Here is a 14,459-nt window from a genome sequence, read left to right on the forward strand (position 1 = left end):
ACGACCGAGGCCGGCCCCCCCGAAACCCCGGCCCGCCCCCGTCCCGGCCGTCCCGCCCTTGCCCCCCCCCCCCCCCCCCCCGGCCCCCCCCCCCCCCCCCCCCCGCCCCCCCCCCCCCCCGCGACCTGGAGTCGATCAGCCGCCGAGGACGGCAGTGGCTACCGTCGAACCCTGATGCCGGCACCCGCCGGCGGCCTGTCGGGCAGCAGCCCACCGCCGGATCCTTGGTGATCATGCTCTGCCGCCGGTGGCCGGCCGGGGCCCTGGCCTTTCCGCAGGACGAGGAACTGGCCCATCATGCCGCGGTCCTCGTGCCGCAGGACGTGGCAGTGGAACATGTACGGGATGTCGGGGTCGGTGTAGTCGGAGAAGCGGAGGATCAGCCGGGCCGTGGTGCCGGGTTCCACGTAGATCGTGTCCTTCCAACCCGACAGTTCGGGTGCCGGGCGGCGGCCGTCGATGTCGAGGACGGTGAACTGGACGTCGTGCACGTGGAAGTTGTGCGGGGTGTTGCCGGGGTTGGTGACCTCCCATATCTCGGCGGTGTCCACCTCGACGGCCTCGTCGATCCGGCTCATGTCCATCTTCTTGCCGTTGATGTTGGAGCCGCCCAGCCGGAACGTGCGGGTCTTCTTGGCGTCGGCGGCGTCGAGGTCGGGCGGGTCGGCGAGGCGTTCCGGCAACGCCGGTGAGGAGGCGAGGCTGTCGGCGGCCCGTAGTTGCAGGATGTCGAAGGTGTCGTCGCCGCCCGCGAACCGCTCGTTCCAGAAGTCGGTGCCCAGGTCCGGTGGGTAGCTACGCAGCACGGCGTCCTCGCCCGCCCGCAGGCGCACGACGATCTCGGCCCGCTCGCCAGGCGAGAGGCGCACCCGGTTGGTGCGGTAGGGGGCGGGCAACAGGCCGCCGTCGGTGCCGATGAGGGAGAAGCCGCGGTCGTCGTGCATGCCGAAGTCGTAGAGGCGGGCGTTGGAGCCGTTGAGGATGCGCAGGCGCACCAGTTCCGTGGTGACGTCGTGGTAGGCGTTGGTCGTGCCGTTGGTGACGATGGTGTCGCCGAGAAAGCCGACCGGGCTGAACGTCGGGTCCCCGTCGTGGAGTTGGCCGTCGGTGTCGAAGGACTTGTCCTGCACGATGAGCGGGATGTCGTCCACGCCGTACGTGAACGGCAGGCCGAGGGTGGCGCTGTCGGCGTCGTCGAGGATGAACATGCCGGCCAGCCCACGATAGACGTGGGCGGCGGTTGAGCCGTGCAAGTGTGGGTGGTACCAGGTGGTGGCGGCCGGTTGGTCGATCTGCCAGGCGGGGCTCCAGGTCTCGCCGGGTTCGACCAGTTGGTGCGGGTTGCCGTCCATCGCCGCGGGCAGGTGGTGGCCGTGCCAGTGCACCGTCGTTTTCTCGCCGAGTTCGTTGCTGACGTTGATCTGGATCTGCTCGCCTCGCTTGGCTCGTAGCGTCGGACCGAGGTAGGAGCCGTTGAACCCCCAAGTTGCGGTCTGCCGGTCGCCGAGACCGAAGTCGCGGGTGCCCTCGATGGCCCGCAGGTCGAACACGCGGCGTCCGTTCTCGACACGGCTAGTGGCCAGCGGGGGGATGGCGAGCGGGCGGACGAAATCCGTCCGGCCGGCGGTGTCGATGACGGCGTTGGCCCACAACAGACCCAGGACACCGGAGGTGACACCGGCCGCACCGGCGGGGATGGCTAGCAGGACGGCCAGGAACCCGCGCCGACGCCAACGCGGGGCGGGCGGGGAGGACACGGGGTGGATAGACATGCCAGACATCACCTCCCGGATCAGGGTCACCGGCAGATCCGGTGCGGCGGCTCGTCGAGCGAGCGTAAGGAGCCTGAGACGCTCGCGGCGTCGGCTGCGGGGATCGTTCGAGATACCGCGGATGCGGTACGCGCAGAGCCGTGACCGGTTCGACGTTCGCCCCTAAACTTGGCCGGTGCGTGCGGGCTGGTGGAGGCGCCTACCGGCGGACGTGGCCGGCGCCGGGGTGGTGACGGCCGTCATGGTCGCCGCGGCGGCGGAATCGGATGACTTTCCGGCGCGGCCGGTCGACCTGGCGGTGGTCGCGGCGGTAGCGCTGGTCGGGAGCTGGACTGGCGCCGCGCGGCACGCGCCACGGACTGCGCTCGCCGGAAGTTGCGCGAGCCTGTACGCCGCGCTGTTCTTCGGCGTTCCAGGGTTCTCCCCGGCGCTGGCACTGGGGATCCCGTTGTTCGTGGTGGCCTGGGCGGGGCATCTGCGGTGGGGTGTGGCCGTGGTCAGTGGCGTGATGGCCATCGGCGTGCCGTTCCGGCTCCTCGACGCGGGAGCGGAGCCGGTCGGCCAGGTCGCACTGGCGACCATGTTCGACGTCGCCCTGCTGACGGTGCTGCTGCTCCTCGGTGACAGCCTGCGCAGCCGCCGAGCCCTGCGTGCCGAGGCGGCGGTGCGACTGCGGATGGCGGAGCAGGAGCATCAGCGACGCCTCGCGGCCGAGCGACTGAACATCGCACGCGACCTGCACGACGTGCTGTCACACACGGTCGCCGTCGTCAGCATCCAGGCCGGGGTCGCCGCAGAGAGCATCGACAGCCACCCCGCACGCGCGAAGCAGGCGGTCGAGATGGTGCGCTCGGCCACCAGGGACGCGATGGCGGACCTGCGCAGCACCATTGCCGTCCTCCGAAAGGACACCGCCGGCCAGCCGGACGACGGCTCCGGGTCGCGGCGTGGCGTCAGAAACGCCGAGCCGGAGTGGCCGGAACGGGTCCCGACGCCCGGCCTTGCCCAACTGCCGGATCTCGTCGGCGCGGTTCGCTCGGACGGGCTCACCGCCTCGCTGCGCGTCCAGCGCGGTCCGGTGCCTTTGCGAACCGCCGTCGAGCTGGCGATCTACCGGATCGTTCAGGAGTCCCTGACGAACGTGCTGCGCCATGCTCGAGCCACCTCGGTCGCCGTCGTCGTCGAACGCGGCACCGACGAGGTACGGGTCGAGGTGCGGGACGACGGGCACGCCGCCGGCCAACCGTCGCCCACCGACCGGCAGGTTCCAGGTTCGGGCCTGCAGGGGATGATGGAACGCGTGGCCGCCCTGGGCGGCACCTTGTCGTTCGGCCCCGTCTCGGGCGACAGCCGCGGATTCCTGGTCGAGGCCCGCCTGCCGACGGGCGGTACCCGATGACTCTCCGGGTCGTGCTCGCCGACGACCAGGAGATGGTCCGGACGGGGCTGCGGACGCTGTGCGAGAAAGACGGCGACATCAGGGTGGTCGGGGAAGCGGAGAACGGGCAGGTGGCAGTTGCCCTCGCCCGGGAACATCGCCCCGACGTCGTCCTCATGGACATCCGGATGCCAGTCCTGGACGGGCTGGGCGCTACGCGCCGCATCCTCACCGACCGGAACGTCGGTCCAGGCGTCCGAGTGCTGGTGTTGACCACGTACGAGCAGGACGAGAACGTCTTCGAGGCTCTCCGGTCAGGGGCGAGCGGCTTCCTCACCAAGGACGTCAGCCCGACCGAACTGCGGGCCGCCATCCGAACGGTTGCCGCCGGACAGGCCCTGCTCTCGCCCAGAGCAACCCGGTCGCTGGTGGAGACCTTCGTGGCGTACCCACCTCATCGGCCCGATCCGCGGAGGCTGGACGTGCTGACCGACCGGGAGCGGGAGGTCCTCGCGATGGTCGGCCGGGGCCTGTCCAACCTCCAGATCGCCCGCATGCTGTTCCTCAGCGCCGCCACCGTCAAGACCCACGTCAACCGGTCGATGGTCAAACTTGGGGCGCGGGATCGGGCCCAACTCGTCGTGGCCGCGTACGAGACGGGCCTCGTCCGTCCCGGTTCCGACGGCCCGAGCTAGTGGCTGCGCCGGACCCCGGGAGCCGGCGTCCGTGGCGATGCCGAGCTGACCGTTCGCTTATCCTGCTCTGGGGCCGACAGCACGGGGGTGGGGCGTGGCCAGGGAGCACGGGCGGAAGCTCATCGCCTCCAACAAGAAGGCGCGGCACGACTACACGATCCTCAAGACGTACGAGGCCGGGATCGTGCTGGCCGGCACCGAGGTGAAGTCGCTGCGCGAGGGGCGGGCGTCGCTGGTCGACGCGTTCGCCCAGGAGCGCGACGGCGAGATCATGCTGTACGGCCTGCACATCGCCGAGTACGGCTACGGCACCTGGACCAACCACCAGCCGCGGCGCACCCGCAAACTGCTGCTGCACCGGATCGAGATCGGCCGGATCCTGGAGAAGCTGCGCGAGGGTGGGGTGACCCTGGTGCCCCTGTCGATGTACTTCTCCAACGGCTGGGCCAAGGTCGAGCTGGGCCTGGCCCGAGGAAAGAAGTCGTACGACAAGCGGCAGGCCATCGCCGAACGGGACGCCAACCGGGAGATTGCCCGGGAGTTGGGCCGCCGCCTCAAGGGCGCCCGCCCCACCCGCTGACCCGGAATCCACCGGTCGAGGTCTGCCCAACCCACCTCAACCGGTCGTTGCCCCGGTGGACCCGACCAAGATCCGCACAAGTTCCCTGAAAGTGTGCCCGCGCCGCTGAGGGGACACTTTCCGGGAACTTGTGCCGGACCTCGAGCGAGGCTGCGCGGCCCCGCAGGGGGCAGACGCGCCGGGGCCCGGGTCCCCCGCAGGGGAGCCGGGCCCCGGTGATCGGTCAGTCGGTGCAGGACGGTTCGTCGAAGTGCCCCGGGGTGCCCGGGAATGCCGCCCCGGCTCCCTGTTCCTTGTTGTCCCTCGGGTAGACGTAGGACAACTCCAGGAAGGCCGAGGTGCCCGCCGTGGTCACGTCGGAGGCGCTGCGACCCGCGCCGGTGGCCCAGGCCAGCCGGGTGAGGAAGTCCTGCATCGCCGGGCTGTGCTGGCGGACGTCGTTGAACCCGCCGTACGCCGAGTTGCAGTGGGTGAACAGGTTGTAGGCGCCGTTCCAGTCGAACAGCCGGTCGCCGTTGTTCGGACCGTTGGCGGTGACGTCGCCCTGGAGCACGTCCCGGTCCCAGCCGCCGTAGATCCAGTCGGTGCCGTGGTGATGCTGGTTGTCGGCCACGTCGTCGTTGTCCATGTTCGTCGCCTCGAACCAACGGCACGGGTCGACTGTCCCCGAGGTGAGGTCGACCGGCCAGGCCCCGGCCGCGCAGTTGTCCGGGTAGGAGCCGCGCGGGCGGAAGTCCAGCAGGTCGGAGCTGAGCACGGCGGTCACCGCCGGACCGCTGGTCGCCCCGGCACCGCCGAACAGGTGGTCCACGTACTGGTCGTGGTCGCCTCGGGCGGCGGCGCTGAACACGCCGCCGACCAGGCACTGCGGGTTGGTCGCGTCGAGCACCGGGTCGCAGCCCTTGCCGCCCCAGAGCACGTCCGAGCCCTCCCCACCGAACACCTGGTCACCGCCGCTGTCGCCGTTGGCGACGTCGTCGCCGAAGCCGCCGTGGATGTTGTCCGCCCCGGCCCCGCCGCGGATGACGTCACCCGCGCCGGCGGTCAGCCCGGCGTGCGGCATCGGCGCCGAGGTGGAACTGCCGATCCAGGCGTCGCCGTCGGTGTCGTGCAGCAGGTCCACCCGCCGGTCATAGTCCCCGGCCCGGAACCCGGTGAACGTCTCCTGCGGCACCGACGACAGGGTGACGGTGAAGCCCAGCGCCGCCACGTCGTCGGCGTTGAGGTACTGGTTCACCACGCCGCCCCGGTCGCCGAGGATGGCGTCCCGGCCGTCGTCGCCGTACAGGGTGTCGGCGCCGAGCTCACCGAAGAGGTCGTCGTCGCCGGCGCCGCCCCGGATCAGGTCGTCGCCGTCCTGGCCCCAGATCCCGTCGTTGCCGGCGTCACCGTAGAGCTGGTCGTTGCCGAAGGCGCCGGCCGGCTCGCAGGTGGCCTGGGCGGTGGTGCAGAACCGGGTGGACGGGCCCGGCAACGCCGGGTCGTGGGTACGGGCCACCGTGGCGTCGGCCGGCACGGCGCCGGACGGGTACCGCTCGGTGTAGACCCGCTCGGTCTGCTTCCCATTGACCGTGATCACGGTCCGCAGCAGCGAGCCGTTGTCGCCGAGGATGACGTCGTCGGCGCCGTTGCCCTCGACCACGTCCCCGGTGTCCCGGAAGCCCGCGGCCGCGCTGCCGCCGATCAGGTCGTCCTGCCCGGCCGGGGCGCCGGCGCCGACCAGCTCGGCCGGCGGCGACGGTTCGCCCGGCCAGCCCGGGTCGGCCAGCGGGGTGACCGCCTGGCGGCCCGCCCCGCCGAGGGCGCTGTCACCGCGGAGGTTGTCCGCGCCGCCGTTGCCCTCCAGGTAGTCGCCGTCGCCGTCACCGGTGAGCGCGTCGTCGCCGTCCTGGCCCCAGAGGGCGTCCACGCCGTCGCCGCCGCTGAGCCGGTCGTCACCGTACCGGTTGGCGGTGGCCGCCGCCCGGTCCAGCAGCACCACGATCCGCGGCCCGAACGGGTTGCCGTCGGCGCCGAGCCGCACGGTCACCGCGGTCGGCTGCTCACCTGGCAGCGGGCGCAGCACCGCGCCGTTGTCGCCGATGATCGCGTCGGAACCGGGTCCGCCGAAGACGGCGTCCGCGGTGTCCGGCTGGCCCGTGGTGGCCGCCCCGGATCCGTCGTACGCGGTGCTGGAGCCGCCGACCAGGTCGTCGTCGCCGGCGTTGCCCTCGACCCAGTCGGAGCCCGGGCCGCCCTCGGCGTAGTCGTTCCCGGCGTCGGCGTGCACCCGGTCCGGTCCGCCCTGGCCGAAGATCACGTCGTCGGCGTCCCCACCGGAGATCAGGTCGCCGCCGCTGGTGCCGGCCGCCGGGGTGAACCCGAGGTCGAGCAGGGTGACCTTGCGCGCCGGGCCGGACCGGCCCTGGGTGACCCGGGTCGCGTCGGCGCCGGCCGGCGTGAACCGGGCGTTGTCCCCCGCGATCAGGTCGGCGTCCGCGTCGCCGTACAGCTCGTCGCCGCTGTCCGGCCGGCCGGTGCCGGCGGTCGGCTCCTGCGAGGAGCCACCGACGATCTCGTCCCGGCCGAGGTCACCGTGGATCAGGTCGGCGCCGTTGTTGCCCTCGAGCTGGTCGTCCCCGGCGTCGCCGTTGATCCGGTCGCCGCCGAGCCCGCCGTACGCCACGTCGTCGTCCCCGCCGCCGGAGATCACGTCCCCGGCGCCGGCCCCGGCCACGTCACCGGCCAGGTCCAGCGGGTACGGTCCGACGTCCCCGATCCGCGGGGTGCCGTTGTCGCCGACGATCCGGTCGGCGCCCTCCTCGCCGTAGAGGAGGTCCCGGCCGTCGCTCGCGCCGGCGACGCGCGAACCACCGTAGAGGACGTCGGCGTCCGGGCCACCGAAGACCTGGTCGCCGCCCTCGTTGCCCTCGGCGGTGTCCTGCCCGGCGTCGCCGTAGAGGCCGTCGTCGCCGGCGTTGCCGAAGAGCAGGTCGTCACCGTCGTCGCCGTGCAGCTGGTCGACGCCGGCGCCGCCCCAGGCCCGGTCGTTGCCGCCGCCCAGGTGCAGGGTGTCGTCGCCGAGCTGGCCGCAGGCGCGGTCGTCGCCGCCGCCGAGGTCGGCTCGGTCGTCGCCGCTGCCGGCGGAGACCACCTCCACTCCGGCGCCGCCGAGGATCAGGTCGGCCGCGCCCTGGTCGGCGGGAGCGGGCTGCGCGTCGGCGAGGGAGGCGTCGACGCACGTCTCGGCGGGCAGGTGCCGGTCACCGAAGATCGTCGCCCCGCCGTCGCCGCCGATCAGGTGGTCGCTGCCGAGACCGCCGACGAGCAGCTTGTTCTGCGGCTGGGTGCCGGCCGGTAGCGGCTGGTGGGTGACCTGGCGGAATGGGCCGTACCCGTCGGTGGCACCCGGCTCACCCACCTGCGACGGCTCGGCGATCAGGTAGTCCTGGCCGGGGCCGCCGAACAGCTCGTCGGTGCCGTAGCCGCCGACCAGCACGTCGTCGCCGCCGTAGCCGTAGACGCGGCCGGTCTGGCCGTTGGCGGAGTGGGAGACGACCAGGTCGACGCCGGCGCTGCCGTACACGGTGTCCTGGCCGGCGCCGGTGTCCACCTGGTTGGTCAGGCCGATGTCGCCGCTGCCGGCCTGGTCGACGTCGGCGGGAATCGTGGTGTCGTACGTGTGGATGGTGTCGTCGCCCCGGCCACCGTTGATCGTGTCGCCGCCCGGGCCGCCGACCAAGGTGTTCTTGCCGTTGGGCCGGCCGTCGACCACCACGCCGAGCACGTCGTCGCCGCCGTTGCCGTAGACCCGGCTGGCGCCGTGCCCGACGGTGACGTGGTCGTCCTCGCCGCCGCTCGCGGCGGTGGGGTCGGTCAGGGTCGTCCAGTCGATCAGCCCGGTGAGGGTCTTGTCGCCGACGGAGGTGTGCACCGTGGTGGCGGCCCGGTCGGTGCCGCCGAGGCCGCTGTCGCCGGCCACCACGTCGTTGCCGTCGCCGGTGGTGATGGAGTCCTTTCCGGGTCCGCCGGCGATCCGGCTGACCGCGCCGGGCGCCTCGGCGGTGACGATCACGTCGTCGCCGCCGCGCCCGTCCACGTACGCCGGTCCGGTGCCGGTGCGGATCTGGTCCTTTCCGTCGGAGCCGAGCACCACGGCGGTCTTGTCGAAGGACGAGGTCTTCGTGCCGTCGCCGCTGGTGTCGCCGTCGCCGAGCAGCAGCACCGAGAGAGAGACCTTGTCGGAGCCGGCCTGGTAGCCGCGCCCGTCGACCACCACCCGGGTCAGGGACGGGTCGAGGAACTCCTGCTTGCGGCCGAGCGCCTCGACCGCGAAGCCGTCGAAGTCGTCGCTGGCGCCCTCGGTGCCGGCGTCGGCGTAGTGCAGCGCGTACACCTTGACCACGTCACCGGCGTAGGTGTCGGCGGTGTTGTCCCAGGCCTTGTGGCCGCGCTGGTCCTTCGTGCCGAACTTGCCGGCGAAGACCACCAGGGTGTCCCCGACGGTGCCGCCGAGTTCCGGTGGCGGCGGGGAGCAGTCGGGTTGCGCCCGGAAGTCGAGCAGGGTCGCGTCGACCAGGGTGAAGTCGAAGGTCTTGGAGAACAGGAACAGGTCGATGGTGACGTAGACCTTGAGGAAGACCGAGAGCTGCCCGCTCGTGGTGAACAGGCAGATCGGATTCACCAGCAGCGCCTGCAGGAACTCGCTGGTGCGGAACTTGCCGTCGTTGTTCGGGTCGTTCCAGCTGAAGCCGACCGTGAGTCGGATGCCGCCCTGGATGCCGACCTTGACGATCAGCACGCTGACCTCGGCACCGGCGCCGATCTCGCCGCGCAGGGTGACCACCGGGACCGGCTTGCCGGTGCTGTCGGCGGTCTTGAAGTACAGCCCGTCGAGCAGGCTGACCGCGTCGAGCTTCGTGCCGTCGGTCGCCGCCTCGACGGCGTGCCGGATGCCGGCGGTGTCCAGTCCGGCGATGAACCGGGCGGTGACCGAGGCGCTGCCGGAGAGGGTGACCAGCACCGGCGGCGGGGCGTAGACCGGGCCGAAGGACTGCCGCCAGCTGAAGCCGAGCGCCAGCGGACCGGAGTCGAAGCTGACCAGCTCGACGTCCTGGCCGAGCAGCAGCCCGAACAGCGAGCCGGGGTTGTCGAAGATCGGGAAGCTGAAGCCGGTCTTCTCCGCGTTGGACTTCTCCCCCGGGTTCTTCGGGGTGAACAGCTTCTCCCCGTCGTCGCCGGCGGCGTCGTCGATCTTCGCCTTCACCTCGCTGGCGGACTTCGCCTGCGTGAACGGGTCGTCCCGCTTGATCAGGCTCTCCGCGGAGGCGGGCGACACCTCGGTGGTGAGCGCCTTCGCCGGGTCGACCAGGAACTGGCCGAGCGGAATGGAACAGCCGGAATCGCAGTCCGGTATCCGGTTCACGAAGGTGATCACCGCCCGCACGGTGTCCACGAAGTCCAGCTTCGGGCCGCCGTTGAGGGTGCTGAACGTCTTGGCGAGCCAGACCAGGGTGATGTCCGGTCCGCCGGTGGCCTTCGACAGGTCCGACAGCACCGGGATGGGCGCGTAGAGGGTGTCGATGACCGGCTGGAGCGGGCCGGTGACCGCCTTGAGCTTCGCCACCACCGGCTTGAGGATCTTGTCGAAGAAGGCACCCGCGTCCAGCGCGATGTCGGTGAAGGTCACCTTCAGCGGCGTGGTGACGCCGTCGCCGGTGGCGGTGAGCGAGCCCTGCTTGTGCTCCAGGCCCCACTTCAGGCCGAAGCGGGCGCTGATGCCGGGCAGGGCGGAGCCGACCTCGTCGCCGGTGTTCACCACCGCCGCCAGCTTCCAGTCGATGTCGACCTTGGCGGTGAGGTCGGTGGCGAGCAGCGAGCCCAGGTCACCGAACTCGGCAAGGGTCAGCTTGGCGTCCGGGTCCGCCGTGCAGTCCGCGGTGACCGTCGGGTCGAAGCAGCTCTTCTCCGCCGGCGAGCCCTTGAGGTCGATGCCGAAGTACGCCCGCACCAGCGGGTCGGCGCCCTGCTTGGTGGCGTTGACCTGGATGAACGCGAGTTGCGCGGCCAGATCGCCGGTGGTGTCGAAGCTGCCGCCGATCTGCACCTCGGGCGTCGTGTCCCCGTCGTGGGTGGGGATGTAGAAGCCCTCGTCCCGGTCGAGGACCAGGTCCAGGTGCAGCTTCCAGCCCAGCTTGGCCTTGATGCCGTCGGCGGCGCCCTTCTTCGCCTTCAGCGACAGGCCGGGGATGCCCAGGTCGAGCGGCACGTTGGCCTCGGCGCAGCCGGTCTGGCAGCCGCCGCTGGCGGACGGGTCGCCCTTGGCCGAGATGAGCTTGATCCGGACCGCCTGGAAGTCTTCCGGCTGGCAGGGGGTGGCCACCCCGGTACGGCAGCTGACCTCGGCGGTGACGTTCTCGTCGACCGGCTTGAGCGCCTCCTTGAGCGCGGCGTTCAGGCCGGCGCTGTCCAGCGTGGCGTCGGCCAGCACCGGGCCGATCGCCGCCTTGATCTGCTCGCGGAGTTGCGCCACGAACCGCTGGCCCTGCTGCAGGTCGTCGCCGACCAGGGGCAGCTTGCCGTCGAAGCTGGCCAGCCGGAGCGCCTCCTCCACCTTCGCCAGGTAGCCGTCGATGCCGACGTTGAAGTCGGTGAGCTTCATGGTCAGGTTGGCGAAGCAGGAGTCCAGGTTCGGGGTGTTCGCCGTGGGCGTGAGGTCCAGGCCCATGGTGAAGGTGAGCAGGTTGGTGGCGTCGGCCGGCTCGCAGTTGTTGACGAAGAGCGGGGCGCGGGCGCAGATCGGCACGTTGGCGCCGCCGACCCCATCGCCGCAGTCGACGCCCGCGGTGCTGAACTGCGGGGTCAGCCCGAGCAGGCCGCTGATCGGTCCGTCCTCGGTCAACCCGCCGAGCCCGACGCGGAGGTTGGCCTTGACGGTCGCGAAGTCGGGATCCGTGCCGAGGTCGAGGGCGAGCGGGCCGACCCGGGCGGCGATGGCGCCCTTGGTGATCCCGCCCGAGACGGTGACGCTGGCCGAGGAGGTGTGGTCGAGGATCGGCGCGGCGTCCAGGCGCAGCGGCAGCAGCAGCCCGAGCTTGGCGTTCGCCGAGACGTCGAGGGCGAAGGTGCCGGAGCTGTCCAGGCTGATCAGGTCCTTGCCGCCGCCCCAGCCGAAGGCGAGCGGACCGCCGGTGTGGAAGTTCCGCTTCCAGTCCAGCCCGATCCGCAGGAACGGGCCGCCCTCGCGCTGATCCACGGTGAAGCTGACCCCGCTGCCCGCGCCGATGGCGTTGTTGAGCACGTCGAGGGCGTCCTGGAGGTTGTCCGGGGGCGCGGCGAGGAGCCGGTCCAGCGCGTCGGCGAGTTCCGGCCGCAGCGCGTAGGCGGTGCCGTCCGCCGGCTTCGGGGTGCCCGCCGCGTCGATCCGCAGCGTCTGCGCGTCCACCTGCTTCAGCACCCGGTACGCCTGGCTGCCGATCACCACGGTCCGCCCCTCGAGCCGGGCGTCGAAACCGGCGTCGTCCTTGCGGCTGCCGTCCTTGAGCAGGAAGTTCGCGCCGTCGGCGGCGAAGGTGACATCCTTGCCGACGCCGCTCTCGTCGGCGCCGAGCAGTTGCCGGGCGGAGCGGCCGAGCAGCGGGATCTTCTTGTCCAGCGGTCCGCTGCCGGCGTCCGCCTGGGAGAGCGCGGCGTTGACCAGCCGGAGCGCCTCGACGACGACCGCGAACAGCGCCTTGGGATCGTTCGGGTCGAAGTCCACGGCGAAGAGCCCGGTCAGTCCGGAGGTGTTCACCACCGGCTGCTCCCCGGCCTTCCAGCTCACGTCCACCCCGATGCCCTGCCCGAGGGCACCGGTGTCGCCCGGAACGCTGACCTTGACCCGGCCGGTGGTCTTCACCGACGCGGACGCGGAGAGCAGCGTGGCCGGCTCGGACTGCAGCCGGTGGAAGAACGTGCCCAGGCTGATGTCCTGGGCCTGCTTGAACTTCACCTCCAGCATCCGCTGGCCGGTGGCGGCCGGTCCGACGGAGAGGTCGCCGCCGAGCTTGACCTTGAGGAAGCCCGCGGTGGCGTAGAAGTCGACGCCGGTGGTGATCGGGAAGTCCGCGCTGAACAGCGGCACCGCCGGGTCGGTACGCAGCAGCACCCGGTCCGCGTTGGCCGCCGGGCTGCCCAGGTCGTCGCGCAGGTCGAGGACGAGGGTGAGGGCGGCGCTGTAGCGCGGCTTCACCTTCGCGAAGCTGGCCTGGGCGTTCGCCGCCCGCAGGCCGACCTTCTTGTCGTCGTCGACCGGGTCGGTGAGCGTGCCGGCCAGCTCGACTGCGCCGATGTTCGGGCTGGATCCGCTGATCACCCAGACGCTGTCGTTGGCCGGTTGGCCGCCGATCCAGTTCTGCGCCAGGGTTACGGAGTTGGCGGTGTTGGCCGAGATGGTGCCGGCGGAGGTGCCGGCCACCACCCGCTGCCCGACCAGCTCACCGGGCGTGAAGCGGTTGCCGCTGACGCTGAAGCCGTTCGCGGTGTACGTGGCGCCGCGGCCGGAGAGCGAGGCCGCACCCGGGTCGAGCGGCACCTCCACGGTGGACTCCCGCTCCAGCTTGACCCGGAACACCAGCTTGTCGCCGGCGAAGGAGAGGTTGTCCACGGGCAGTCCCTCGGCGGCGAGCAGCGCGAGCAGTTCCTGGAGGGAGCTGAACTTCGGCTGCCCGGCCAGGGCCGGGTCGTCCGTGGCGGGATCGAACTGCGGGTCGTCCGGCCGCGGGTGGACGTACTTCTTGAGGAAGTCGGTGAGCTTCTCGTTGACCTTGACCGCGTCGGCGAAGGTGCCGCGCAGGAACGGCAGGTTGAGGTTGCCCGCCGGCCCGCTCTGCTGCACCCCGGTGAGCAGGGTGGCGAGCTGGGCGAGGCCGGAGGCGAGGTCGAGCGGGCTCATGTTGCGGAACTTGGCGATGGTCTCATCCAGTCCGGTGGTGGTCACCGTCGGGCTGCCGACCGAGATGTCGTTCCAGTCCACGTTCACCGTTGCCGCCACCGCGGGCAGGGCGAAGGGCGCCCCGGCGGTGGCCGCGCCGAGCTTGATCACGCCGTGCACGGAGCCCGGGCCGGACTCGGTCTCGGTGTCGGAGATCCGGCCGCCCCCGGAGCCGTCCAGCGCCACCTGCGCGAGGCCGGCCAGGGAGCCGGCCGCGCCGAGTTCACCCGTGCCGGGCCCGGCGGGCGTGTCGAAGGCCAGCCGGCCGTCGCCGTTGGGATCGGTGACGGTGACCTTGAGGTGGGTGCGGGCGGTGAGGGTGCTGCCGGCGGTGAGCGTGACGCCGAGGATGCCGACCGAGGCGGTGGCCTTGTCGAGGTCGGCGCGCAGCCGCGCCGCCGCATCGATGTCGATCCGCGGGGTGTCGCCGTCGCGCACCAGGTAGGTCTCCCCGGCGGCGGTGTGCCGGGCCCGCACATGCAGGGTGGCCCAGCCGGTGACGCTGACCGCCTTGGCGAGGGTGACCCCGTTGACGGTCAGTTCCTTGTCGGCCACCTCGCGCTTCGTGGTCAGCAGCACGTCGAGCAGGTGGTCGCCGCCGCTGGTGGTCACCGAGCTGGTGAGCCGGGTCCCGCCGCCCAGGTCCACGTCGTCCTTGGTCAGGCCGCTGGCCAGAGCGTCGGACGCCGTCTTGGCGAGCTTGTCCGCGTCGACCAGCGCGCCGGGGCTGACCCCGAGCAGGGGCAGCGGCTGGCCGAGCAGCCCGACCTGGGAGAGTCCACCGTCGGCCCAGATGGCGGTGCGGGACATCAGGGACTTGAACGCGGTCTCCCACGCCTCGTCGGCGTGGGCCGGCGCAGCCGTCCACACCAGTGCCAGCGCGGCCGTCAGCACCGCCGCGATCGCCGCGGCCAGCAGCCGCCGTAGAGCCACCATGAGCCACCTCGTCCTGGTCGATGGCCGTCACCGACGGCGCTGGTCGGCGACAGCACATCGATCGCGGAAGTTGCTCACAACGGCTGTGTCGGGATGGTGACACAGCGTCGAGCCATTCGGTCGAGACCGTCGATACGGCCGGCCCGAA

General features: G+C 71.8%; 5 protein-coding genes. 3 read left to right on the top strand and 2 right to left on the bottom strand.

Annotated elements, in window-relative coordinates:
• Positions 1 to 158: 158 nt before the first annotated feature.
• Positions 159 to 1,772, bottom strand: coding sequence for a multicopper oxidase family protein (locus tag ACFYM6_RS18485; RefSeq protein ID WP_387276945.1), 1,614 nt, complete (start codon positions 1,770 to 1,772; stop codon positions 159 to 161).
• A 241-nt stretch (positions 1,773 to 2,013) separates the two neighbouring features.
• On the opposite strand from ACFYM6_RS18485, the gene ACFYM6_RS18490 reads away from it, so the two are divergent.
• The 3 genes from ACFYM6_RS18490 (at position 2,014) to smpB (ending at position 4,425) form a co-directional block, all read left to right on the top strand.
• Positions 2,014 to 3,171, top strand: coding sequence for a sensor histidine kinase (locus ACFYM6_RS18490; RefSeq protein WP_387276947.1), 1,158 nt, complete (start codon positions 2,014 to 2,016; stop codon positions 3,169 to 3,171).
• Positions 3,168 to 3,845: a response regulator gene (locus ACFYM6_RS18495; RefSeq protein WP_387276949.1), complete on the top strand. Its 678-nt coding sequence runs from the start codon at positions 3,168 to 3,170 to the stop codon at positions 3,843 to 3,845. Before ACFYM6_RS18490 ends, ACFYM6_RS18495 begins: the two co-directional genes overlap by 4 nt.
• Positions 3,846 to 3,939: 94 nt before the next feature.
• Positions 3,940 to 4,425: an SsrA-binding protein SmpB gene (gene smpB / locus ACFYM6_RS18500; RefSeq protein WP_387276951.1), complete on the top strand. Its 486-nt coding sequence runs from the start codon at positions 3,940 to 3,942 to the stop codon at positions 4,423 to 4,425.
• Positions 4,426 to 4,648: 223 nt separating this feature from the next.
• Here the strand turns inward: smpB and ACFYM6_RS18505 are convergent, their stop codons facing one another.
• Positions 4,649 to 14,311, bottom strand: a complete 9,663-nt coding sequence (locus tag ACFYM6_RS18505; RefSeq protein WP_387276954.1) for a hypothetical protein — start codon at positions 14,309 to 14,311, stop codon at positions 4,649 to 4,651.
• Positions 14,312 to 14,459 lie beyond the last annotated feature (148 nt).

This window comes from Micromonospora sp. NPDC006431, assembly GCF_042870725.1.
Lineage (GTDB): Bacteria > Actinomycetota > Actinomycetes > Mycobacteriales > Micromonosporaceae > Micromonospora.